Below are 24,358 nucleotides of genomic sequence, written 5' to 3' on the forward strand. Positions count from 1 at the left end.
CCGCCCGAGGAGTTTGGGATGATGGGCAGGTGACTGAGGAATCAACAGGCTCGGCCGAGCCGGTGGCCGCGGACCAAGAAGCGCAACCGCAGCCCCGCAAGCGCCTGCGCCTGCTGCTCTCGATCGCCGGTGTGGTGCTGGCGCTCGACATCGTCACCAAGGTGCTGGCGGTCCGCCTTCTGGTGCCCGGCCAGCCGGTGTCGATCATCGGTGACACCGTGACCTGGACATTGGTGCGTAACTCCGGGGCGGCGTTCTCGATGGCCACCGGCTACACCTGGGTGCTGACCCTGATCGCGACCGGCGTGGTGATCGGCATCATCTGGATGGGACGCCGGCTGGTGTCGCCGTGGTGGGCGCTGGGGCTGGGCATGATCCTCGGTGGTGCGCTCGGCAATCTGGCCGACCGCTTCTTCCGGTCGCCGGGGCCGCTGCGCGGGCATGTGGTGGATTTCCTGTCGGTCGGCTGGTGGCCGGTGTTCAATGTGGCGGACCCGGCGGTGGTCGGCGGTGCGATCCTGCTGGTGGTGTTGTCGCTGTTCGGTTTCGACTTCGACACCGCTGGGAGGCGCCAGCCGGACAGCGCATCCGACCCCGCTGGGAGGCGCCAGCCGGAGACCAAGACCGAGAGCAAGACCGAAACCGAGCCCGCGAAGCAACCCCTGCCGGAACCGGCCGCGGACGACCAGCCGGGCGCGACCACCTGATGACCACCCGCTCGATGCCCGTCCCCGAGGGACTGGAAGGCATGCGCGTCGACGCCGGCCTGGCCCGGCTGCTCGGGTTGTCGCGTACCGTCGCCGCCGCGATTGCCGAAGAGGGCGGTGTCGAGCTCGACGGCGCGGCCGCCGGCAAATCCGACAAACTCGTCGCCGGCGCCTGGCTCGAGGTCCGTTTACCGGAACCGGCTGCGCCCGTGGAGAATACGCCCGTCGAGATCGAGGGCATGAACATCCTGTATGCCGACGACGACATCGTCGCCGTCGACAAACCGGCGGGTGTGGCCGCGCACGCGTCGGTCGGCTGGACCGGGCCCACCGTGCTCGGTGGGCTGGCCGCCGCGGGCTTCCGGATCACCACCTCCGGTGTGGCCGAGCGCAAGGGCATCGTGTCCCGCCTGGATGTGGGGACCTCGGGTGTGATGGTGGTCGCGATCTCCGAGCGGGCTTACACGTTGCTCAAGCGGGCGTTCAAGGAGCGCACCGTGGAGAAGCGCTACCACGCACTGGTGCAGGGGCATCCCGATCCGTCCAGCGGCACCATCGACGCGCCGATCGGCCGCCACCGTGGCCAGGACTGGAAGTTCGCGGTGACCGAGAACGGCCGCGACAGCGTCACTCACTACGACACCCTCGAGGCGCACGTCGCGGCCAGCCTGCTCGACATCCATCTGGAAACCGGCCGCACCCATCAGATCAGGGTGCATTTCTCGGCACTGCACCATCCGTGCTGCGGGGACCTCACCTACGGTGCGGATCCGACGTTGGCCAAGAAACTCGGACTGGAGCGGCAGTGGTTGCACGCCCGGTCGCTGGCGTTCGCGCATCCCGCGGATGGCAGACGGATCGAGATCACCAGTCCCTACCCCGCCGATCTACAGCACGCCCTGGACCAGTTACGCCGTCACGACCAGTGAAACGGTCCGGTCTGCTCTTCGGTATCGGCGCGTACGGCTCGTGGGGGCTGTTCCCGGCGTTCTTCCCGCTGCTCAAACCGGCGGGTGCGGTCGAGATCCTGTCGCACCGCATCGTGTGGGGCTTCCTCTTTCTCTTCGTGGTCGTCGCCGCGGTGCACCGGCTGCGGGATCTGCGGGCGATCAGCGGCCGCACCTGGATGCTGCTGGCGCTGGCTTCGGCGCTGATATCGGTCAACTGGCTGATCTACGTGTACGCGGTCAACAACGGCCACGTCGTCGACGCGGCGCTCGGATACTTCATCAATCCGCTCGTGACGGTCCTGCTCGGGCTGGTGGTGTTCCGGGAGCGGCTCAACCGCGCGCAGGGGACCGCCCTGGCCATCGCGGTCGCCGCGGTGGTGGTGTTGACGGTGCAGGTCGGCGCACCGCCCTACATCGGCCTCGGTCTGGCGTTGTCGTTCGGCCTGTACGGCGCGGTCAAGAAGGTGGTGCCGGTCGATCCCCGGGTGAGCGTCGGCATCGAGACGGCGCTGGCCGCCCCGTTCGCGCTGGGATATCTGATCGTGCTGCAGACCGGTGGGGATGCCGCGTTCGTCGGGTACGGCGCCGGACACGTGGTGCTGCTGATGCTGGCCGGAGTGCTGACGGCGGTGCCGCTGCTGCTCTTCGCCGCCGCCGCACACCGGTTGCCATTGGTGACGATGGGGCTGCTGTTCTACATGACGCCCATCATGCAGTTGTCCTGGGGCGTTCTGGTGGGACACGAGCCGATGCCGCCGGCACGCTGGCTGGGATTTGGGCTGATCTGGGTGGCTCTGGCGGTCTTCACCGTCGACGCCGTGATCCGCTCCCGGTCGGCCCGCGCCGCTTCCGCGCGTAACCCGGTGAGCACAGCCCTGCCGTGAGCGCCCCGACACCCCGGTGCGCTGGTCAGTTGTAGCTGACAGAGTTAACAGCAACACCATGTAGCCTTGTCGCCAATGTCCAGACGTTCGAAGGTGACCGCACGCGGCCTTCTCGCCTCAAACGGTCGCATGATCGTTCGTCATCCCGTGCTCATCATTGCCGCGTGGCTGGTCATTGCCGGTTCCCTGTTCGCGGCGCTGCCACCGCTGATCACGGTGGCCCAGCGCAACCCTCCGGACTTCATGCCCAGGGACGCGGCGGTCCTTCAGACCAGCCAGCAAATGAAGGATGCCTTCAACGAGGCCGACGCGACCAACCTGATAGCGGTCATTCTGGTCAACGAGAACGGGTTGACCGAGCAGGACGAGGACACCTATCGCAAAATCGTCGAGAACCTGCGCGCGCGCACCGACATCGTAGTGTCGATGCAGGATTTCATCAGCATCAAAGAAATCCGCCCGGCGATGTCGAGCAAAGACGGCAAGGCATGGAACCTGCCGGTCAGCCTCAACGGCACCATGGGCACCGGAGTCGGTCAGGCGGCCTACCGGGACGCCGTCAAGATCATCGAGGAGACGACGGCCGGCACGACGCTGTCGGCCTCCATCGTCGGCGCCGCGGCAACGATGGAGGACGTCACCGGCATCGCGCTGCGCGATCAGCTGCTGATCGAGGTCTCCACGGTCGTCACCGTGCTGCTCATCCTGATCATCGTCTACCGCAATCTCGTCGCGATGGTCATACCGCTGCTGAGCATCGGCATTTCACTGGCCGTCGCGCAGCAGGTGGTGGCCGGCCTCGGCCTGCTGGGCCTGGGTTTGGCACCGCAGACGATCGTGCTGATCACCGGCATGATGCTCGGCGCAGGGGTGGACTATGCCGTCTTCTTCTTCAGCCGATATCAGGAATTCATCAGACGGGGCGTGCCCACCGACGAGGCGATCGTCTCGGCCATGGTGACCATCGGCGAGGTGATCGCGGGATCCGCGGGCACGGTGGCAATCACCTTCTCGGCGTTGTCCTTTGCCACACTCAGCGTGTTCTCCAGCGTGGGGCCTGCGCTGGCGGCGACCATCTTCATCGGCTTCATGGGATCGATCACCCTGCTGCCGGCCTTCATCACCCTCGCCGGGCGCCGGGGCTGGGTGAATCCCCGCAAGGACATCACCGGCCCGATGTGGCGCCGCATGGGCGTCAGCATCGTCCGCAAGCCCAAGCTCAACCTCTTCGGCAGCTTGGTGGTGCTCGTCGCGCTGGCCGGGTGCGCGCTGCTGGTCGACTTCAACTACGACGATCGCAAGAACCTGCCCACCGAGTCCGAGAGCAACAACTCCTACAAGACCATGAACGCGCACTTTCCGGCCAGCGCGTCCATCCAGCAGTTCATCGTGGTGCACTCCGAAACCCAGGATCTGCGGTCACCACGGGCGCTGGCCGACATGGAGCAGATGGCCAACCGGATCAGCCAGCTGCCCGATATCGCGGCCGTCCGCGGTATCACCCGGCCGAACGGCGAGATGCTCACCGAGGCGCGGGCCACCCACCAGGCCGGCGAGGTGGGCGACAAGCTGGGCGAGGCCACAACTCTCATCGATGAGAACGACTCCCGGCTGACGCAGCTGTCGGAGGGTGCGCACACCCTGGCCGCCGCCCTCGACAAGATCCGCGATCAGGTGATGGCCGCCGCGCCCTCGGTGCGCACCATCCTCACCTCGCTGGTCGAGATCGAGCAGGAGTACGGCGGCGCAGCCACCCTGAACGACATCGACGTCGGCGCCCGGCTGGTCACGGTGATGCGCAACCTGGGCCGCTCCATGGGTGTCGGACTGGAACAGGTCGTCCTCAACTACACCTGGATGGCGCCCATGGTGGCGGTCCTGGACAACAGCCCGATCTGCACCCTGGACCCGGCGTGCAACGCGGTGCGGGTCGACATGAAGCGCATCGTGATCGCCTACGACGACGGCACCATCCAGCAGCTCTACGAGCTGTCCAAGCAGATGGAAACCACCCAGGAGGGGGACAGCCTGCAGCGCTCGGTCGGCGGAGTCACCGACAACCTGGAGCAGGCCTTGGGGGCCGCCGATCAGCTCGGGCTGGACCGGCCAGAGGACGTCGAAGCCCAGATGGACGAGCTGCTCACCGGCGTGAACACGCTGGCCGATTCCAGTGCGGCTCTCGCCCAGGGCGTCCAGCTGTTGGTGGACCAGACCCGGCAGATGGGCGGCGGCCTCAGCCAGGCCTCCGACTTCCTGCTGGCGATGAAACGGGACGCCGCCGATCCCTCGATGTCGGGGTTCTACATCCCGCCGCAGATCCTGACCCGGCCCGAGTTCGAGAAAGCCGCGGGCCTTTTCATCTCCCCGGACGGGCATACCGCCCGGTACATGGTGCAGACCGCGCACGACCCCTTCGGCGCACCCGCGATGGACCAGGTCGACGACATCATCGAAGCCGCCCGCAGTGCGATGCCCAACACCGCCCTCGAAGACGCCGATATCGCGATGGTGGGCACCAGCGTGTACCAGAGCGAGATCCGCGACTACTACAACGGTGATATCCGCTACATCGTGCTGGTGACCCTGATCGTGGTGTTCCTGATCCTCGCGCTGCTGCTCAGAGCGATCGTGGCGCCCATCTATCTGGTGCTCTCGGTGGTGCTGTCCTACATGTCCGCGCTGGGCATCGCCGTGGTCTTCTTCCAGATCATCCTCGACCAACCCATCTTCTGGAACACACCAGGATTCACCTTCCTCGTCCTGGTGGCCGTCGGCGCGGACTACAACCTGCTGCTGATATCCCGAATACGGGAGGAGGCCCATCGCGGGACGAAGGTGGCGGTGATCCGCACCATCGGGGCCACCGGCGGCGTCATCACCTCGGCGGGCCTGATTTTCGCGGCCTCCATGCTGGCCATGACGGTGAGCTCGATCGCCGCGATCGTGCAGCTCGGCTTCATCATCGGCGTCGGTCTGCTGCTGGACACGTTCGTGGTGCGCACCATCACCGTGCCGGCCCTGGCGGTGATGCTGGGGGAGAAGAACTGGTGGCCCTCGACGGTGCCGAGCGATCTGAAGAGGCGCATCCCCGTCCCAAAGCGGGAAACGCCCGGGGACAAGGCGAAGCCGATGACCTTCGCCGTCGACGACGACCCGGACGACGATGACACCGAGGTGGGTTACGGCGTGGCGGTGGCCAAGGCCTCGATGGTCAGTGCGGCCTGGCGGACCCGCTAGAGCGGTCCGCGAAACACCGCCGCGGTGCGGGAGCCGACGTCGCGCCAGCTGCCGTGGCCGGTGGTCCAGGTGCGCAACGCCTCACGGTCGATCTCGTGCGCGCTGTCCCGCGCCGCGACCAGGGCTTCGGCCAGGCCGTCGATTCCCGGGCCGGATGGGAACAGTCGCCGGCCGCCGGCCAGATGGGCGAGGTGGTGAATCTCGGGGCCCACCAGCGGACATCCCATGCTCAGCGACAGCAACGCGCTTCCCGAGGTGAAGAACTCGTGATGTGCCACCACGGCAACATCGGCGGCCGCGAAGTATGTGGACACGTCGGCATCAGGAATCCGCCACGCGTGCAGGATGATTCGTGGGTCGGCGCGACACGGCGCGAGTTCGGCCGACACGTCGCCCTGCGGGCTGCCGGCCAGCACGAGGCGATCGTGCTCACCGGCCATCTGTTGGAACGCCCGGATGATGTCGCCGGTGCCCTTGTACGGTCGGATCATTCCGAACGACAGCGCGACGAAACCGTCGGCGGGTAGTCCGAGCTCGGCGCGCGCCTCCGCTCGCGGTGGCGGTACCGGATGCCTGTCGACATAGTGCGGATGGTGGATGACCGTGCACGGGCCGGTGTACCCGAACTCCTCGGCGAGAGTCGCCGTGGCGCCCGGGAAATGCACGAATACGTGATCGGCGTGTGCCAGCAGATCGTTGCGGAACCGGCGTCCGAGTTCCGGATACGGGTCATCGTGGGGCACCAGATTGTGTGCCGTCCACGCGATGCGAACCCCGCGCCGTTTCAGCAGGCGCATCCGGCGGCGGAATGACGCGGCGCGGGCCAGGTACAGCCACCGGAAGCGGTGGATATGGGCCTCCGTCGACCAGTGCACGTGCAGCCAGTCGCCCGACCGCAGGCGATTCGACCCGCCGCCGAGAACGCGGGGCGTCGACACCTCGAGGCCTTCGTCACGCAGTACCTCGACGACCTTGGGCAGATAGTTGGTGCTCATCCAGTGCGGCCACTCCAGTACCCGGACGGGGCGGTCGGCGGCCCTCGTCGCGGTCGGCCTGACCGTGCGGGTGAGAGAACGGGGCACGGCGCGGACATTACCGCGATTTTGTGGCAGGGACTGTCAGTTAACATTCCTGTATTGCTGAATTTCCCAACGGATTGTGGTGATGGTTTGCCGCACAAACCGTCGCGCCAGGCTTGTCGGTGATCTCCGGTAGCTGGCTCTCGCGCACCGCTAGAGAAGTTCATTTGCAGATTCAACGTCTCGCGGAGTGTCGAGCACCCCATCGATGCCGCCGGTGTCCAGGGTGTCCGGCAGCTACGAGTGGCCGCGGCAACCGCGGTGGGGTGTGGTGTACTTAGCGGCGACGACCCGGCGTCGCCAGCAAGCCTGCCATCGGTGGCGTGGGAGTCGACGTGCAGCAGACACCGTGAGGCAAGGAGAGATTCTTGGCGGGCAGACTCGATTCGGCCGCGAGTGACAGCGTCGTCATATCAACTCCGCCTTCTGAACGTCACCCACGAGCCTGGAGTTCAGTCAGATGAAAATCAGTGTGATCGGAACGGGCTATCTGGGCGCCGTTCATGCCGCCTGCATGGCGCAGATCGGCCACGAGGTCGTCGCGTACGACACCGATGCTGCCAAGATCGCCACGCTGTCCACCGGCAGGTCGCCCTTCTTCGAACCGGGGTTCGATGAACTGCTCGGCGAGGTGCTCGCCACCGGACGGCTGAAGTTCACCCAGTCCGTCGAAGAAGCGGTTTCCGGTGCCTCGGTGCACTTCGTCTGTGTGGGCACGCCGCAGTTGGCCGGTTCGGATGCGGCCAACATCGAGTACGTGGACAGCGCCTTTCGGTCCGTCGCCGCACATGCCGATGGCGACGGGTTGATCGTCGGCAAGTCGACCGTGCCGGTGGGCACCGCGCAGCGTCTGGCCGCCGAGGTGGCGAACACGCCGTCGGCGCATCGCCTCGAGGTGGCCTGGAATCCCGAGTTCCTGCGGGAGGGCAAGGCGATCGAGGACACCTTGCGGCCGGACCGCCTGGTCTTCGGGGTCACCTCCGAATACGCGGAGAAGACCCTGCAGGAGGTGTACGACTCCATCATCGAGGCCGGAACTCCGCACCTGAGCGCGGATCTTCCGACCTCGGAGCTGGTCAAGGTCGCCGCCAATGCCTTTCTGGCAACCAAGATCTCGTTCATCAACGCGATGGCCGAGGTGTGTGAGATCGTCGACGCGGACGTGGTGACGCTGAGCCGGGCGCTGGGCTACGACGACCGGATCGGCAAGCGGTTCCTCAACGCGGGCCTGGGATTCGGCGGCGGCTGCCTACCGAAGGACATTCGTGCATTCAGCGCGCGGGCCGGTGAGCTGGGTGCCTCCGACGCGCTGCGATTCCTGCACGAGGTCGACAAGATCAACCTGCGCCGGCGCGAGAAGGCCGTCGCGGTCGCGCGTGCCGTGGTCGGCGGCGATTTCCTGGGCAAGAGCATCGCCGTGCTGGGTGCCGCCTTCAAGCCGAACAGTGATGATGTGCGTGACTCGCCGGCTCTCAACGTCGCCGCGGCCATGCATCTGAAGGGTGCCGATGTGCGCGTCCACGATCCGAAGGCGATCGAGAACGCCAAGGCCCGGTTCCCGACGCTCGGCTATTTCGACAGCGCCGAAGATGCCTGCCGCAACGTCGATCTCATCGTGCTGGCGACCGAATGGGACGAGTACTGCAATATCGACCCCACCGCGTTCCGGTCGGTGGTCAGGGAGCCACGCCTGCTCGACACCCGCAACGCGGTCGACCGTGATTACTGGTCCGGCGCCGGATGGCAGGTGTACAGCCTCGGCCGCGGTGGGTTGAACGGCTGATCCATGGCGGAGCCGACCATCGAGGTGATCATCCCGGTCCGGGACATGGCCGATCATCTGCCCAAGTTGTTGCAGCCCCTGCTCGATCAGCTGTCGTCAGGGGATCGCGTCACCGTCGTCAACGACGCCTCCACCGATGCCACCGAAGCGGTGGCACGGTCGCTGGGCGCCAATGTGGTGACGGTGACCGACAGCCGCGGTCCGTACTACGCCCGCCAGCTTGCCGCCAGCCGGTCTGCCGCCGACATCCTGTTGTTCATCGACGGCCGCTGCCGACCGCTGCCGGGCCTGCTCGACGCCCATCGCACGCTTCAGGCTCAACCTGGAGTCGCGTTGTCCTGCACGAATGTTCGCACCGTCACCGGGCCCACGCTCGCGGCCCGGATGGCGGCCAAGATGCAACCGTTCATGCTGCCGCGCGGCGGTGGGGCGATGAAGGCGACCATCGGGATGGTGCCGCCCAAGCCGGACTACTATCCCACCGCGAATCTCGGTATCGACCGCGCCGCGTTCGCCGAGGTCGGCGGATTCCGGGCGATGCGCGGTGGGGGCGATCTCGATATCTGCTGGCGGATCCAGGAGCAGACCGGCGCCACCATCGCGACCGACACCCGGGTGCTGATGGAGTGGGAGCCGCGGGCCTCGATGCGTGACATGGGCAGCCAGTGGAAGCGGTATGGCCACAGCAATGCCTACCTGCGGTGGGCGCATCGCCAGGAGAGCGGCGGAGCCGACGGCGCACATGCGCCCGCGAAGCTGTCGCCGGTCGAGGCCTGGACCACGCTGCGCGCCGAGATGCGCAGACCGGTCGGTGAACTCGCCGCGAACGCGGTGGTCGGGCTGGCATTCCAGTACGGCTTCATCTCGGCCTGGCTGAAGCGCTCGGAGTTCGAGATGCCTGCCCGGTTCGAGGTGACCCCGAGCCAGGACTAACCGTCGAGCTTGCCGCCTTCGACCGCTGCCCGGTAGCCGCGCACGGTGGCGGGCACGAACAGCGCGCCGAGCACCACCGCCCACAGCGCGGTCAGCAGCAGCGGTTGCCATAGATCGCCGCCCGAGGACAGCGCCCGCATGGCCGCCGCCGGCGGCGCGATCGGCTGGTACTCGGCGAACGGGCGCAGCACCGCCGGAATCCGGTCGACGGGAATGAGCGTCGCGAAGGCCAGACCCATGCATGCGCTCTGCGTCCAGGTGAGAATGATCCGGCCCTGCGGCCGCAGCGCGAGTGTGATGACGATTGTCGCGAAGACGATGACGATGACGACCGGGATCAGCAGGTAGACCACCATCCCGATCCAGCCGCTCTCGAAATGAAAGCCCATGGCGTACGCGGCCAGCACGACCAGCACTGTCCCGGCCAGGGTGCGGACCGCCTCGGCCAGCAGCGCGCCGGTCAGTGGCGCGGTGCGGTGCACCGGCATGATCCACAGCCGGGTGAGCAGGCCGCTGTCCCGGTCATACGGCACGGCCAGGCCTGCGCCGACAGCGGCGGACATCGCGCCGGCCAGTGCACAGACCGGGATCAGCAGATCGATTCCGCTGTTGCCGGTGATCCGGGTCATCGACTTGCCGACCAGCAGGCCGTAGATGATCAGCAGGCCGGTGGGGAACAGCAGCGCCTGCAGCGGCACCATCGGGTAGCGGCGCCACTGGATGAAGAGGCGACTGGCGAAGATCCAGCTTTCGGCCAGCAGCGAATGGTGGTGCTGTGAGCTCGTGGTCATGATCGGCGCCCCTGAATCCGGATGGCGATGGTGCCGAAGACGACCAACATCCCGATACACCAGGCCAGGCTGGCGTACAGGTTTCCCATCACGATGTGGCCGCTGGTGAAACCGCGCAGCGTCTCGGTGATCTGCGAGATCGGCTGGTACTGCACGAAGGGTGCCAGCCAGGTGGGAAAGGCGTCCAGCGGTGCGATCCCGGTCGACAGCAGCACGAGCAGCAGCTGGGGAACCAGCAGCAGTTGGCTGGCCACTTCGGTCCGGCCGGCCTTGCTGCCGGTGGCGTCCGCCCCGAAGGACAGGGCCAGGGTGAGGACGAGCGCCATCACGACAAAGGCGATGGCGTAGCCGATTCCGGCGGTCAGCCGGAACCCGAACAGGTACGCGGCCAGGAACGAGGCGGCCAGCGCCAGCACACCCCGCACCAGGCAGTAGGTCATCCGGGCCATCAGCGGCGCGTAGGGCGAGATGGGCAGGGTGCGCATCCGCGCGCCGATCCCGCTGACCTTCTCCCAGGCCGCCCGGTCGGTGGTGGTGAGTGCGCCGAACAACATGGCCTGGACGACGATCGCCGGCAGGACATACTGCGCGTAGCTCATCTCGCCGGTCGAGATGATGTCGCGCAGCAGGAGCGTGAGACCGATCAATCCCGCGATCGGCACGAGTGCGGCGAAAGCGAGGTCGACTCGGCCCTTCCGCAGGATGCGTGCCGCGAGGATCGCTACCGCCGTCACGTCGCGGTGACCGGGGTGGTGAGATGCAGGAACACCTCGTCCAGGGACGGCCTGCGCAGGGAGATGTCGATGAGTTCGACGCCGATCTCGTCCATCCGCCGGAACACCTCGGTCAGCGTCGCCACACCCTTGGGCGCAGGCACCGACACCGTCGTCGCGTCGGTGTCGACCTCGACCTCGTCGAAGTCCGACAGCGCGGCGGCGATCCGCGGCAGATCGTCGGGGTTCAGCGGTGTCATCTCGCAGTAGCTGGAACCGGTCTGGCGCTTGAGTTCGTCCGCGGTGCCCTTGGCGACGATCTGTCCGGCGTTGAGGATGACGATGGAGTCGCTGAGGATGTCCGCCTCCTCCAGGTATTGGGTCGTCAGCAGCACGGTGATGTCCTGAGCCTTCAACGACGACACCAGGTTCCACACGTCGCGGCGGCTGCGGGGATCCAGCCCGGTGGTCGGCTCGTCGAGGAAGAGCACCTTGGGCAGGATCACCAGCGAGATGGCGATGTCGATGCGCCGCCGCATACCGCCGGAGTAGCCGTTGACCTGGCGGTCGGCCGCATGGCCCATGTCGAACTGGGTGATGAGTTCCTCGGCACGGGCGCGGGCCTCGGCGCGACGCAGGCCGCGTAGCCGCCCGAAGAGCACCAGGTTCTCCCGGCCGGTGAGGCGCGGATCCAGCGCGGCGTCCTGACCGGTGACCCCGATGTTGCGGCGCACCTTGGCGGGTTCGCGGGCCACGTCATAGCCGGCGACGAGGGCCTGGCCGGACGTGGGGGTCAGGAGTGTCGACAGGATCTTGACCGTCGTGGTCTTGCCTGCCCCGTTGTGTCCCAGCAACGCCAACACGGACCCGGTCGGAACGGAAAAGCTCACGTCGCGCAGGGCGGGGACGTTGCCGCCGAATGTCTTGGCGACATTATTGAGCTCGATCACGGAGTCATACGATACAGCCGCTTTCGTTTATGTGAGACCTACGGTCGCGGGGTCACGCCGGGTCTGTGGTGGGCTTGCGGGGCGGGTGGGAAGACACGTCACGCGACACGCCCGGAACTGTCGGAGCGCACCAATAGACTGGCCACCCTATGAGCGCCTCGTTCGTGCACCTGCACAACCACACCGAATACTCGATGCTGGACGGTGCCGCGAAGGTCAAACCGATGGTGGCCGAGGCCCAGCGCCTGGAGATGCCGGCCATCGGTATGACCGACCACGGCAACATGTTCGGGGCCAGCGAGTTCTACAACGTCGCCACCGACGCCGGGATCAAGCCGATCATCGGTATCGAGGCCTACATCGCTCCCGCATCGCGCTTCGACACCAAGCGCGTGCTGTGGGGCGATCGCAGCCAGAAGAGCGATGATGTCTCCGGCAGCGGCGCCTATACCCATATGACGATGGTCGCCGAGAACGCGACCGGGTTGCGCAACCTGTTCAAGCTGTCGTCGATGGCCTCGTTCGAGGGTCAGCTCGGCAAGTGGTCGCGCATGGACGCCGAACTGATCGCAGAACACGCCGAGGGCATCATCGCCACCACCGGCTGCCCCTCCGGTGAGGTGCAGACCCGGCTGCGACTGGGTCACCTCGATGAGGCGGTGGCCGCCGCCGCCAAGTGGCAGGACATCTTCGGCAAGGAGAACTTCTTCCTGGAGCTGATGGACCACGGCATCGAGATCGAGCGCCGGGTCCGGGACGGCCTGCTGGAAGTGGGCCGCAAGCTCGGCATTCCGCCGCTGGCGACCAACGACTGCCACTATGTGACGCGGGAAGCCTCACACGCCCACGAGGCGCTGCTGTGTGTGCAGACCGGCAAGACGCTGTCGGATCCGGCCCGGTTCAAGTTCGACGGTGACGGCTACTACCTGAAGTCGGCCGCCGACATGCGCGCGCTGTGGGACCCCCAGGTGCCGGGTGCGTGCGACTCGACACTGCTGATCGGCGAGCGGGTGCAGTCCTACGCCGATGTGTGGGCTCCGCGCGACCGGATGCCGGTCTTCCCGGTACCCGATGGGCACAACCAGGAGACCTGGTTGCGCCACGAGGTCGAGGAGGGCCTCAAACGCCGCTTCCCCGGTGGCGCGACACAGGACTATCACGACCGCGCCGACTATGAGATCAAGGTCATCTGCGACAAGGGCTTCCCGGCCTACTTCCTGATCGTCGCGGACCTCATCAACTACGCCCGCTCGGTGAACATCAGGGTCGGCCCCGGCCGTGGCTCGGCGGCCGGCTCGCTGGTCGCCTACGCGATGGGCATCACCAATATCGACCCGATCCCGCACGGGCTGCTCTTCGAGCGGTTCCTGAACCCGGAGCGCCCGTCGGCACCGGATATCGATATCGACTTCGACGACCGCCGCCGCGGTGAGATGGTGCGCTACGCGTCGGAAAAGTGGGGCAGTGACCGCGTCGCTCAGGTCATCACCTTCGGCACCATCAAGACCAAGGCCGCGCTCAAGGACTCGGCCCGCGTCAACTACGGCCAGCCCGGCTTCGCCATCGCCGATCGGATCACCAAGGCGCTGCCGCCGCCGATCATGGCCAAGGACATCCCGCTGTCGGGTATCACCGACCCCAAGCACGAGCGCTACAAGGAAGCCGCCGAGGTGCGCGGCCTGCTGGACACCGATCCCGATGTCCGCACCATCTACGAGACCGCGCGCGGACTGGAAGGCCTGGTCCGCAACGCGGGCGTCCATGCCTGCGCGGTGATCATGAGCTCCGAGCCGCTGGTCGACGCGATTCCGCTGTGGAAGCGTCCGCAGGACGGCGCCATCATCACCGGCTGGGATTACCCGTCGTGTGAGGCCATCGGCCTGCTCAAGATGGACTTCCTGGGCCTGCGCAACCTCACCGTGATCGGTGACGCGCTGGAGAACATCAAGGCCAACCGCGGTATCGACCTGGACATGGACCACCTCCCGCTGGAGGACCCGGCGACCTACGAGCTCCTCTCCCGCGGTGACACGCTGGGGGTGTTCCAGCTCGACGGCGGGCCCATGCGTGACCTGCTGCGCCGGATGCAGCCCACCGGTTTCAACGACATCGTGGCGGTGCTCGCGCTGTACCGCCCCGGCCCGATGGGCATGAACGCCCACAACGACTATGCCGATCGCAAGAACGGCCGCCAGGCCATCAAGCCGATCCACCCGGAGCTCGAAGAGCCGCTCAAGGAGATCCTGGCCGAGACCTACGGTCTGATCGTCTACCAAGAGCAGATCATGTTCATCGCCCAGAAGGTCGCCGGCTACTCGATGGGTAAGGCCGATGCGCTGCGAAAGGCCATGGGCAAGAAGAAGCTTGAGGTACTCGAGGCCGAGTACAAGGGCTTCAAGGAGGGGATGACCGCCAACGGTTTCTCCGAGGCCGCGGTCAAGGCGCTGTGGGACACCATCCTTCCGTTCGCCGGATATGCGTTCAACAAATCGCATGCCGCCGGCTACGGGCTGGTGTCGTTCTGGACGGCCTATCTCAAGGCCAACTACCAGGCCGAGTACATGGCCGGTCTGCTGACCTCGGTGGGCGATGACAAGGACAAGGCCGCGATCTATCTGTCGGACTGCCGCCGGCTCGGGATCACGGTGCTGCCACCGGATGTCAACGAATCGGTGCACAACTTCGCCTCGGTCGGCCAGGACATCCGGTACGGCCTCGGTGGTGTGCGCAACGTCGGTGCCAATGTCGTGCAGTCGATCATCAACGCGCGCAATGAGAAGGGCAAGTACACCGACTTCTCGGACTACCTCAACAAGATCGACATCGGGGCCTGCAACAAGAAGGTGACCGAATCGCTGGTCAAGGCCGGCGCCTTCGATTCGCTCGGCCATCCCCGCAAGGGCCTGTTCCTCGTGCATGCCGACGCGGTGGACTCGGTGCTCGGCACCAAGAAAGCCGAGGCCATCGGTCAGTTCGATCTGTTCGGCGGCGGGGACGCCGACTCGGGAATGGAGTCGGTCTTCACCATCCCGGTGCCCGAGGGCGAGTGGGAGGACAAACACAAGCTCGCCCTGGAGCGGGAGATGCTGGGGCTCTACGTGTCCGGGCATCCGCTCGACGGTGTGGCGCATCTGTTGGCCGCTCATGTCGACACCCAGATCCCGGCGATCCTGGAAGGCGATATCGGCAATGACACCCAGGTGCGCATCGGTGGCATCCTCGCCTCGGTGAACCGTCGCGTCAACAAGAACGGATTGCCTTGGGCCTCAGCTCAAGTGGAGGATCTCACCGGCGGGATCGAGGTGCTGTTCTTCCCGCAGACCTACACCGCGTTCGGTGCCGACATCGCCGATGACGCGGTGGTGGTGGTCGGCGCCAAGGTGGCCATCCGCGATGACCGGATCTCGCTGATCGCCAATGACCTTGTGGTGCCGGACTTCTCGACTGCCCAGGGTAACCGTCCCGTCGCGGTCAGCCTGCCCACCCGACAGTGCACGGTCGACAAGGTGACCGCGCTCAAGCAGGTACTGGCTCGCCATCCCGGTACCTCGCAGGTGCATCTGAGGCTGATCAGCGGGGAACGCATCACCACCCTGGAACTGGATCAGTCGTTGCGGGTGACGCCGTCATCGGCGTTGATGGGCGACCTCAAGGCGCTGCTGGGACCCGGCTGCCTGGGTGGCTGAGCAGATCAGTCTCCGACCCGCTCGAAGATGAAGAAATCGGCGAAGCTGGTGTTGTCGGGATCCGCCTTGTCGTAGGGGTATTGGTTCGGAATGGTCTCGACGAGTTCGAAGTCGTGCCGGTGATCCTGGACCCAACGTGTGAACTCACGGTGTCGGACGTGCGGACTCGACCACGACTTCTCACTGTTGCTGGAGTAGACGATCACATACTTGGTCGCCGCGTCGAACAGTTGCCCCATATAGCTGTCGTACACGGCGTCTTCCACCAGGTGGTAGATCACGTCGAGCGAGAGCGCGAGCTCGGCTCGGTCCGTCGTCGTCACTTCGCTGGTGTGCAGGAAACGCTTCGACGAATCGCCCGCGAACAGGCGTCGCGTCGATTCCAGGGCGACGTGCGATACGTCGACCCCGGTGTAGTCGGGGTACTCGGCAAGAGTCAGTTGCGCGCCGTCACCGGACCCGATCTCGATGACGGTGGTGACGCGATGCGACGCAACGAAGTCGTTCAGTACTGCGGCTTTGAAGCCGGCCAGCCTGCTGTACGAGCCGGCACCGGAGGTGCCGCCATTCCGATACCGTTGCTCCCAGTACTCGCCCGACGTCCGGAATGTCTTGTTCCCTCTGATCACATAACCGGCCCGGCGAATGAGCTGTCGCAAGGTTCCTTCGGCTTCCACAGTTCCCCCGGTACTTTTCGTTGTGCCTGTTTGGGCAACCGGTCCCGAAGAACCGATCGCCACCTGCCCCCGCGCGTCAGGCTAGAGCAACGTCGCACGATGCGCCATCAGGTCTTGGCTGTGTACGGAGTGTTGCGGTTTGCCAACCGCCCGTTGAATATTCGATTTGCCTGTTGCGATCGGCTCGTCGACTGCGCTATCGGCAGCTACCGAGTTCGGCGAACCGTGCGCGGTGGCCCGCGCGGTGCAGCTTCTGCAAACAAGTGCACGTGCAGATGGTCGATGATCGAACGGGCCTGGTGGCTGGAACGGTGCAGGCTATCGAGTATCACCAACTGCGCGCCCCGATTTGCGCGTTGGATTATGTTGTGCTTCAGCAACTTATGATCTTGATCGTCGTGGCTGTCCGTTGTTCGGCATTCGCCGAATCTCCCGCCGAGCGGTGTCGTTCGGGCCTCCGGAAGCCGTTCTGTTCGCTAGACTGTGCCGAGGTCGGCCGGAGTTTCCTGAATACAGCCGCGGGGCAGCGGCCGACCAATCTGGTTAGTGCCGTTAATCATTGCGGTGCTGGCCGAGCCGTATTGTTCCCGCGGGGGACTGGCCTGGGGGGGCCTCGCTATGCGTAACACGGGTGCTATTCCGAAGAACCCAATCAAATATCTGCTGGCGCTCACCGAGTTTCTCGCTCTGGAGCCGAAGCTTGTCGTGACGAACCACCGGACCACGTCGCCGATCGTCGGCGACGGCGACGCCAACGTCTCACTCACCAGCTACGGCAAGCGGATCGCCACGGTGTGGAAGACGATCGAGACCATCGGCGCCGGGAACCTCAAGCCACGCCGGATCATCCTGTGGCTGGATGACGCCGCCGCGCTCGTGGATCCGCCGGCAAGTCTCAAGCGACTCTGTGCCCGCGGGCTGGAAATTCGCTCCTGCCGGGACTACGGACCGCATAAGAAGTACTTCCCGTACGTCTGCGAGATCTTTCCTGACGAATCCGAGCGCACCCTGGTGACCGCGGACGATGATGTCTTCTATCCGCCGAACTGGTTGGAAGAACTGCTGGCGGCGCACCGGCCCGACGAGGTCACGGCTTTCCGGGCGCGAATCCGCACCAACGCGCCGTACCGTTCGTGGCTGACCTGTGCGACGACGGAGCCCTCGGAGCGGGTGTTCGCCACCGGGGTGTCCGGGGTGGCCTACCCGCCGAGGCTGCTCGACACGCTCCGCGACCGCGGCGACGAGTTCGCTGATATCTGCCCGTTCGCCGACGATTTCTGGTTGCACTACGCGGCGGTGGCCACCGGCGTCCCGATCCGGCAGGTCCGTGACACCTCTGTGCTGTGGTGGGCGATGCCCATCGCGGCGGGCAGGGGTCTGTGGGACGGTAAAGGCACCGCGAACGACGCCATCGCCGAACGGACCAGACTGGCCTGGCTGCCCGGCACGGCGTCGGCCGGTTCCTAGAGGTCGATCGCGACAATCGCGCTGTCGGGCCACAGGCTGCGGTCTCGCGCCCGGCGCAACTTCTCGCGCAGTGGCAGATCCCGGTGCACGTTGGTGACACCGGGGATCTTCAGTAGCGGCACGATGTTCCACTGCCAGCGGTAGCGTCGGTGCAGCTCCGCATTGCCGCGCTGCGCTGCGTCACCGGAGAGAATCCTGGCCCGGCCGGGCATGGGGGTGCCTCGGCGGTTGCCACGGTGATCACACGCCGCCAGCTGAACGTCTCCTCGCGCCTGCAGGCGCCGGGTCTTGGGTCCGACCTTGGTGCGGAACAGCGCGCTCCGGCCATCGATGACGAACCATATCGGGGTGTCGACCGGGGTGCCGTCGCGGCGGTAGGTGCGCAGCATGGCGTAGCGAGAGTGGCTCAGGGCGACAAGGTCGGTGGCGGTAGGTGACATGATCGCAGTGAACTACTTAGAGTTGGCTCTAAGTCAAGGGGGCGCGCACGTGACCGCATTGCTGAGCATCGGTGAGGTCTCGCGGCGTACCGGGGTCGTTCAGACGACGTTGCGCTATTACGAGCAGGTCGGCCTGTTGCCTGCACCGGTTCGCGTCGGCGGCCAGCGTCGTTACCGGGAGTCGACGTTGATCCGGCTGGAGGTGATCCGCGCGTGCAAGGCTGCGGGCTTCACCCTCGACGAGATCACGGCTCTGATGGGTGATGATTCACCGGGCAAGCCGGTGGCCCGCGCGTTGGCCGAGGCGAAACTCGACGAGATCGATGCGCAGATGGCAAGCCTGCTCCGCGCCAGGCAGGTCATCCAGTGGGGGATGAGTTGCGAATGTCCATCGATCGACGATTGCACGTGCGGTATCCACCACACACTTCGTGCCTGATCAAGGGCTAGCGCCGGGCGGAAATACCGCCGGCCAGCCACACCAGTGTCGCCGTGCCCGCGGCGGTGAGCACGGCGGGGCCGAGGCTGGCGGTGGCGAGACCGACGACCACGAGCACCAGGGCGCCGATAATCAGCGCGAGTGCCTTGTACGTGGGCCAGGGAACGCCGGCGACGCTGATTTCGGTGGGCGTGGTCACGGGTACACGATAACTCGCAACCTAGAGTTCGGGCAACCGAAACCCTGGATGTGTCGGATTATCCGTTTTCGCCTGGAGAGCAGGTGATGGCACCATTGAGCGGTGTCCGCTGATCTGATTCGAGGCCCCCAGGTATCGCCGCTGACCGCGGCCGACATCGATGAGGCCGCAGCGCGAATCGCCGGCGTCGTCACCCAGAGCCCATTGCAGTTCTGCGACCGGCTGTCGCACGCGACGGGCACCCAGGTCTACCTCAAGCGCGAGGACCTGCAGGCGGTGCGCTCCTACAAGCTTCGCGGTGCCTACAACCTGCTGATGCAGCTGACCCCCGCCGAGCTGGCGGCCGGTGTGGTCTGTTCCTCGGCGGGCAACCACGCTCAGGGCTTCGCGCTGGCCTGCCGGTCCATGGGCGTGCACGGCCGGGTCTATGTGCCGGCCAAGACGCCGAAACAGAAACGCGACCGGATCCGCTATCACGGAGGCGAGTTCATCGAGCTGATCGTCGGCGGCAAGACCTACGATCTGGCCGCGCAGGCCGCACTCGATGATGTGGCTCGCACCGGAGCCACCCTGGTGCCGCCCTATGACGATCCGCGCACCATGGCCGGGCAGGGCACCATCGCGGTCGAACTGCTCGAGCAACTGCCCGGTGAGCCCGATGTGGTGATCGTCCCGGTCGGCGGCGGCGGATGCATCGCCGGTATCACCACCTACCTGTCCGAGCGCACCGCCAACACTGCGGTGCTCGGCGCCGAGCCGGCGGGCGCGGCATCGATGATGGCCGCCTTGGCCGCCGGCACGCCGGTGACGCTCGAGCATGTCGATCAGTTCGTCGACGGGGCCGCCGTCGCCAAGGCCGGCGCGAACCCGTACGCGGCGCTGGCCGCGGCCGGTGACATGCTGTCGATCACCTCGGTCGACGAGGGCGCGGTCTGCTCGGCGATGCTCGACCTCTATCAGAGCGAAGGCATCATCGCCGAGCCGGCGGGGGCGTTGTCGGTGGCCGCGTTGATGGAAGCCGACATCGCACCCGGCTCCACCGTGGTCTGCATCATCTCCGGCGGCAACAACGACGTGTCGCGGTATGGCGAGATCCTCGAACGGTCACTGGTGCACCGCGGTCTCAAGCACTACTTTCTGGTCGACTTTCCGCAGGAGCCCGGTGCGCTACGCGGTTTCCTGGACAGCGTGCTCGGACCCAACGACGACATCACGCTTTTCGAGTACGTCAAGCGCAACAACCGCGAAACCGGTGAGGCGCTGGTCGGTATCGAGCTGGGCTCCTCGACCGATCTCGACGGGCTGCTGCAACGGATGCACGAATCCGAGGCGCATGTCGAACTGCTCGAACCGGGCTCGCCGACCTACCGTTATCTGACCTGATCCTCACGCCGGCGGTACTTCGGTCACCGCATCGTCGTTGGCCCGGAAGATCGCGAAAGAATGCCCGGGCACGACGGTGCCTGCACCGTCGGTCGACGGGTCGTCCCACGCCAGCACCACCTCGCCGGTCACTGGGACCGTCACCGCGGAGTCGCCCAGATTGCACGCCACCGCAAGCGTGCCGCGATGCAGAACGATCCAGCGCGCGTCTTCGTCGTAGTCCACCCGCAGGTGGTCCAGCCACGGGTCGGCGAAGTCGGGTTCGTTGTGCCGCAACGCGATCAGTTGGCGGTAGGCCTGCAGCAGCCGCCCATGCCCATTCTCGGTGACCTCGGTCCAGTCGAGCTTGGACCGGGTGAAGGTCTCGGGGTCCTGCGGATCCGGGATCTCGTCGGCATCCCAGCCGTGGGCGGCGAACTCGGCCTTGCGGCCTTCCGCGGTGGCCCGGCCCAGCTCCGGCTCCGGATGCGAGGTGAAGAACTGGAACGGGCTGCTCGATCCCCATTCCTCGCCCATGAACAGCATTGCCGTATAGGGAGATCCGAGAGCCAGCGCGGCCTTCACCGCCAGCTGGCCGGTCGTCAGGTTCTGTGACGGCCGGTCACCGGTCGCGCGGTTGCCCACCTGATCGTGGGTGAGGGTGTAGGCAAGCAGCCGGGTCGCCGGAATCGTTGCGGTGTCCAAGGGGCGACCGTGCCGACGGCCCCGGAACGACGAGAAGGTTCCGGCGTGGAAGTAGCCGTGCGTCAGGGTCTGCGCCAGCGTCTCCAGGCTGCCGAAATCGCCGTAGTAACCCTGCCGTTCACCGGACACCGCGGTGTGGATGGCGTGGTGGATATCGTCATCCCACTGCGCGGTGAGGCCGAGGCCACCCTGCTCGCGCGGGGTGATCAGCCGGGGGTCGTTCATGTCGCTCTCGGCGATGAGGGACAGTGGCCGTCCCAATTCGGCTGCCAGGGCATCGGTTTCGGTACTCAACTCTTCGAGTATGTGGATGGCGGTGGTGTCCACCAGCGCGTGCACGGCGTCCAGGCGCAGCCCGTCGGCGCCGAAATCTCGCATCCAGCGCAGTGCGCAGTCGATGATGTAGCGGCGCACCTCGTCAGCCCCGGCATCCCCGATGTTGACCGATTCGCCCCACGGGTTGCTGCCGCTGGACAGATACGGCCCGAACCTGGGCAGGTAGTTCCCGGACGGCCCGAGGTGGTTGAACACCGCGTCGATCAGCACGCCCAGACCGAGAGCGTGACAGGCGTCGATGAGGCGCAGCAGGGCATCCGGGCCGCCGTAGGGTTCGTGCACCGCGTACCAGAGCACACCGTCATAACCCCAGCCGTGGGTTCCGCTGAAGGCGTTCACCGGCATCAGTTCGACGAAGTCCACACCGAGATCGACCAGATACTGCAGCTTCTCGATGGCGGCGTCGAAGGTGCCCGCCGGGGTGAAGGTCCCGACATGCAACTCGTAGATGGTGGCGCCCTCGATGGAGCGTCCGGTCCAGTCTTGCGGTGGCGCGGTGGGCGTCCACAGTTGCGAACGTGCGTGCACGCCGTCGGGCTGGCGGGGCGAGCGGGGGTCGGGCAGCACGGTGTCGTCGTCATCGAGGACGAACCCGTAGCGACTGTCCGGACCTGCCGCCACCGTGGCCCGCCACCAGTCGTCGGCGCCGCGCTCCATGGCGTGCAGGGTTCCGTCGATGTCCAGTTGCACCCGGTCGGGACGCGGCGCCCACACCGCGAATTCGCGCTCAGACATCGGTGCGCTCCAGCAATACCACCGGCAGTTCGGCGAAGAGTTCGATCGCTGCCGGGGTGCCCGCGTGCGTCCGCCCGCTCAGCCGGTCGGTCCAGATGCCTTCTGGCAGTGTGATGGTGGTGTCTCCCCAGCCGATCTCGGCGAGCTTGACCGTCCACCGCGACACCGCCACCAGCACGTCATCGCCCCGCAGGAAGGCGACCAGGTGCGCGGCCGCGGAACCCGATGCCGGCACCGGCCGGTAGTCGCCTTCGAGGAAGGTGTCGGGCAATTCCCTGCGCAGCCGCAGCGCGGCGCCCACCACCCGGATCTTGGGATCGGTGCGGGCCTCCAGTGCCGCGCGGCGCGCCGCGTAGTCCACCGGTCGGCGATTATCCGGATCGACCAGACTGTCGTCGAACAGTTCGGTGCCCTGGTACACATCCGGGATGCCGGGCACGGTGAGCGCCAACAGTTTCTGGCCGAGACTGTCACTGTGGGCGTGCGCATCGGCGCGGGCCACCAGCGCGGTCAGTTCCTTGGACACCGGCCCGTCGATGATGGCGTCGACCCAATCATGCACCGCCGATTCGAATTCGGTGTCCGGGTCGTTCCACGACGTGTGCAGGGCGGCCTCCCTGATCGCCTTCTCGGCGTACGCATGCAGGCGGACGCGCAAGGCATCGGACACCTCGCCGCCGACAGGCCACACCCCGAAGACGTTCTGCCACAGAAAGAGTGTGGTCGCCGGGTCCGGGCTCAACACGATCTGAGACCAGCGTTCGACGCGTTCTGCCCACTCGTCGGCCAGCTGGGACAACACACCGATGCGGGTTCGCACATCCTCGCTGCGCTTGGTGTCGTGGGTGGACAACGTCACCATGGCGTGTGGCCAGAGCCGGGCCCTGGTGGCCGAACGCTCGTGGAACTCGGCGGCGCTCACCCCGAAGAGCGACGGCTCGCCGCCGACCTCGTTGAGGGTGACCAGCCGGGCATCCCGGTAGAACAGGCAATCCTCGACGGACTTGGCGGTCACCGCGCCGCACAGCTGCTGGATGCGCACCGCGGCCTCGCCGTCGTGCGCGAGGGCCGTGGCGACCAGTTGCAGCGGTTCGGCCAGTTCGGGCCGCGTGCGGACAGCCGCGGCGATGGCGGTGGGCCCCACCGCGGTCAGGTTCAGGTAGTCGAACCGGTAGACATGCACGTGGGTCAGCAGCGCGGTGACCGCATCCGGCAGCAGGACATGGTCAGCGCCGATGTCGGCGACGATGGACCGGCACACCCGGGCCAGCTCGCTGCTCAGGGTGTCGGTGGCGGCGACTGTCTTCAACTCCGAGGTCTGGTGCTCGATGGCGCCGCGGTCGGTGCCGCTGCTCTCGTAGAGCGCGGTCAGCGCAGGCTCGCCCGCCGGGTCGACGAACAGGCCGCCGATCTCGCGCAGCGCGTCATACCCGGTGGTGCCGTCCACCGGCAGCCCGGTGTCGAGCGGCTCGTCGGGGGCCAGGATCTTCTCGATGACGATCCAGGCCGCCGGGCCGATCAACTCGCGAAGGTCGGTGACGTAGGCGGCGGGTTCGGCGAGCCCGTCGGGATGGTCGATGCGCAAACCGTCGACGAGGCCCTCGGTGAACCACCGGCCCACCTCGGCATGGGATGCGGCGAACACCGCGGGGTCCTCCTGGCGCAGGCCGGCCAGGGACGTGATGGAGAAGAACCGGCGGTAGCCGCAGAGATTGTTCCTCCAACCGATGAGTTTGTAGTGCTGACGGTCGTGCACCTCGGCACCCGGCGCGCCGTCGCGCGCGGTGCCCGGGGCGATCGGCCAGGCCCGGTCGCCGAGCCGCAGCAGTTCGCCGTCCACCCTGAGCTCGGAGACGTCGTCATCTGACCCCAGCACCGGCAACACGATCCGGCCTTCGTCGAGATCCCAGTCGATGTCGAAGTAGCTGCTGTAGGCGGAATCTCGGCCATGCGTGAGCACATCCCACCACCAGGCATTCTGTGCGGGATCATCGACGCCGACGTGGTTGGGCACGATATCGACGATCAGGCCCATGCCGCGGGCCCGGGCCCGGGCGGACAATTCGGCCAGGCCGTCGGGTCCGCCGAGTTCGTCGGACACCGTGGTCGGGTCGGTGACGTCATAGCCGTGGCTGGAACCGGCGGCCGCGGTCAGGATCGGGGAGAGGTAGAGGTGCGAGACCCCCAGATCATCCAGATAGTCCAGCAGGTCGACCGCGTCGGCGAAGGTGCAGGAATCACCGCGCATCTGGAGCCGATACGTGGAGAGCGGGACACCCATCAGC

Annotated in this window: 19 protein-coding genes; 10 read left to right on the forward strand and 9 right to left on the reverse strand. The window is 66.5% G+C overall.

Features of this window, described 5'->3' with window-relative positions; all coding sequences use genetic code 11:
- Nucleotides 1-29 precede the first annotated feature (29 nt).
- The 4 genes from lspA (at nt 30) to C6A86_RS13300 (ending at nt 5,778) form a co-directional block, all read left to right on the forward strand.
- Complete coding sequence (gene lspA / locus C6A86_RS13285) at nt 30-707, forward strand: signal peptidase II (protein ID WP_199196109.1); 678 nt, start codon at nt 30-32, stop codon at nt 705-707.
- Nucleotides 707-1,636 carry an RluA family pseudouridine synthase gene (locus tag C6A86_RS13290; protein ID WP_105362379.1) on the forward strand — a complete coding sequence of 310 codons (930 nt, stop codon included), beginning with the start codon at nt 707-709 and terminating at the stop codon, nt 1,634-1,636. The genes lspA and C6A86_RS13290 overlap by 1 nt, the downstream gene beginning before the upstream one ends.
- On the forward strand, nt 1,633-2,541 hold the full coding sequence (gene rarD, locus C6A86_RS13295) for an EamA family transporter RarD (protein WP_311101183.1): 909 nt from the start codon (nt 1,633-1,635) through the stop codon (nt 2,539-2,541). Before C6A86_RS13290 ends, rarD begins: the two co-directional genes overlap by 4 nt.
- A gap of 129 nt (nt 2,542-2,670) precedes the next feature.
- The gene (locus C6A86_RS13300; RefSeq protein WP_233212958.1) at nt 2,671-5,778 is read left to right on the forward strand and encodes an RND family transporter; all 3,108 of its coding nucleotides are present in this window, start codon (nt 2,671-2,673) and stop codon (nt 5,776-5,778) included.
- Here the strand turns inward: C6A86_RS13300 and C6A86_RS13305 are convergent.
- Nucleotides 5,775-6,860, reverse strand: a complete 1,086-nt coding sequence (locus C6A86_RS13305; protein WP_142406956.1) for a glycosyltransferase — start codon at nt 6,858-6,860, stop codon at nt 5,775-5,777. The two genes, C6A86_RS13300 and C6A86_RS13305, sit on opposite strands and share 4 nt — an antisense overlap.
- Before the next feature lie 457 nt (nt 6,861-7,317).
- On the opposite strand from C6A86_RS13305, the gene C6A86_RS13310 reads away from it, so the two are divergent.
- On the forward strand, nt 7,318-8,640 hold the full coding sequence (locus C6A86_RS13310; protein WP_105362893.1) for a UDP-glucose/GDP-mannose dehydrogenase family protein: 1,323 nt from the start codon (nt 7,318-7,320) through the stop codon (nt 8,638-8,640).
- 3 nt (nt 8,641-8,643) lie between these two features.
- The gene (locus tag C6A86_RS13315; protein ID WP_105362892.1) at nt 8,644-9,573 is read left to right on the forward strand and encodes a glycosyltransferase family 2 protein; all 930 of its coding nucleotides are present in this window, start codon (nt 8,644-8,646) and stop codon (nt 9,571-9,573) included.
- Here the strand turns inward: C6A86_RS13315 and C6A86_RS13320 are convergent.
- From C6A86_RS13320 to C6A86_RS13330, 3 genes are read right to left on the reverse strand one after another with little or no spacing between them, the layout of a single operon-like run.
- A complete protein-coding gene (locus C6A86_RS13320; RefSeq protein ID WP_105362891.1) occupies nt 9,570-10,364 on the reverse strand; it encodes an ABC transporter permease in 795 nt (264 codons plus the stop codon). The two genes, C6A86_RS13315 and C6A86_RS13320, sit on opposite strands and share 4 nt — an antisense overlap.
- The gene (locus C6A86_RS13325; RefSeq protein ID WP_105362890.1) at nt 10,361-11,098 is read right to left on the reverse strand and encodes an ABC transporter permease; all 738 of its coding nucleotides are present in this window, start codon (nt 11,096-11,098) and stop codon (nt 10,361-10,363) included. The genes C6A86_RS13320 and C6A86_RS13325 overlap by 4 nt, the downstream gene beginning before the upstream one ends.
- Nucleotides 11,095-12,027 carry an ATP-binding cassette domain-containing protein gene (locus tag C6A86_RS13330; protein ID WP_105362889.1) on the reverse strand — a complete coding sequence of 311 codons (933 nt, stop codon included), beginning with the start codon at nt 12,025-12,027 and terminating at the stop codon, nt 11,095-11,097. Before C6A86_RS13330 ends, C6A86_RS13325 begins: the two co-directional genes overlap by 4 nt.
- Before the next feature lie 149 nt (nt 12,028-12,176).
- Between C6A86_RS13330 and dnaE the strand changes: the two genes are divergently transcribed.
- The gene (gene dnaE / locus C6A86_RS13335) at nt 12,177-15,713 is read left to right on the forward strand and encodes a DNA polymerase III subunit alpha (protein WP_105362888.1); all 3,537 of its coding nucleotides are present in this window, start codon (nt 12,177-12,179) and stop codon (nt 15,711-15,713) included.
- A gap of 5 nt (nt 15,714-15,718) precedes the next feature.
- On the opposite strand, the gene C6A86_RS13340 is transcribed toward dnaE, so the two are convergent.
- A complete protein-coding gene (locus C6A86_RS13340) occupies nt 15,719-16,372 on the reverse strand; it encodes a hypothetical protein (protein ID WP_311101185.1) in 654 nt (217 codons plus the stop codon).
- 723 nt (nt 16,373-17,095) lie between these two features.
- On the opposite strand from C6A86_RS13340, the gene C6A86_RS13345 reads away from it, so the two are divergent.
- The gene (locus C6A86_RS13345) at nt 17,096-17,857 is read left to right on the forward strand and encodes a hypothetical protein (protein WP_142406955.1); all 762 of its coding nucleotides are present in this window, start codon (nt 17,096-17,098) and stop codon (nt 17,855-17,857) included.
- Here C6A86_RS13345 and C6A86_RS13350 read toward each other — a convergent pair.
- A complete protein-coding gene (locus C6A86_RS13350) occupies nt 17,854-18,297 on the reverse strand; it encodes a PPOX class F420-dependent oxidoreductase (protein WP_105362885.1) in 444 nt (147 codons plus the stop codon). The genes C6A86_RS13345 and C6A86_RS13350 overlap by 4 nt on opposite strands.
- 58 nt (nt 18,298-18,355) lie before the next feature.
- Between C6A86_RS13350 and C6A86_RS13355 the strand changes: the two genes are divergently transcribed.
- Nucleotides 18,356-18,736 carry a MerR family transcriptional regulator gene (locus C6A86_RS13355; RefSeq protein ID WP_199196149.1) on the forward strand — a complete coding sequence of 127 codons (381 nt, stop codon included), beginning with the start codon at nt 18,356-18,358 and terminating at the stop codon, nt 18,734-18,736.
- Between the two features lie 7 nt (nt 18,737-18,743).
- Here C6A86_RS13355 and C6A86_RS13360 read toward each other — a convergent pair whose 3' ends face one another.
- Nucleotides 18,744-18,935: a hypothetical protein gene (locus C6A86_RS13360; RefSeq protein WP_105362884.1), complete on the reverse strand. Its 192-nt coding sequence runs from the start codon at nt 18,933-18,935 to the stop codon at nt 18,744-18,746.
- 102 nt (nt 18,936-19,037) lie between these two features.
- Between C6A86_RS13360 and ilvA the strand changes: the two genes are divergently transcribed.
- Entirely contained in the window at nt 19,038-20,318 is a 1,281-nt protein-coding gene (ilvA, locus tag C6A86_RS13365; RefSeq protein WP_311101186.1) for a threonine ammonia-lyase IlvA, read from the forward strand.
- A gap of 3 nt (nt 20,319-20,321) precedes the next feature.
- Here ilvA and treZ read toward each other — a convergent pair whose 3' ends face one another.
- A complete protein-coding gene (treZ, locus tag C6A86_RS13370) occupies nt 20,322-22,073 on the reverse strand; it encodes a malto-oligosyltrehalose trehalohydrolase (RefSeq protein ID WP_105363730.1) in 1,752 nt (583 codons plus the stop codon).
- Nucleotides 22,066-24,354, reverse strand: coding sequence for a malto-oligosyltrehalose synthase (gene treY / locus C6A86_RS13375; RefSeq protein ID WP_105363729.1), 2,289 nt, complete (start codon nt 24,352-24,354; stop codon nt 22,066-22,068). Before treY ends, treZ begins: the two co-directional genes overlap by 8 nt.
- Nucleotides 24,355-24,358 lie beyond the last annotated feature (4 nt).

Origin of the sequence: Mycobacterium sp. ITM-2016-00316, from assembly GCF_002968335.2 — a bacterium.
Lineage (GTDB): Bacteria > Actinomycetota > Actinomycetes > Mycobacteriales > Mycobacteriaceae > Mycobacterium.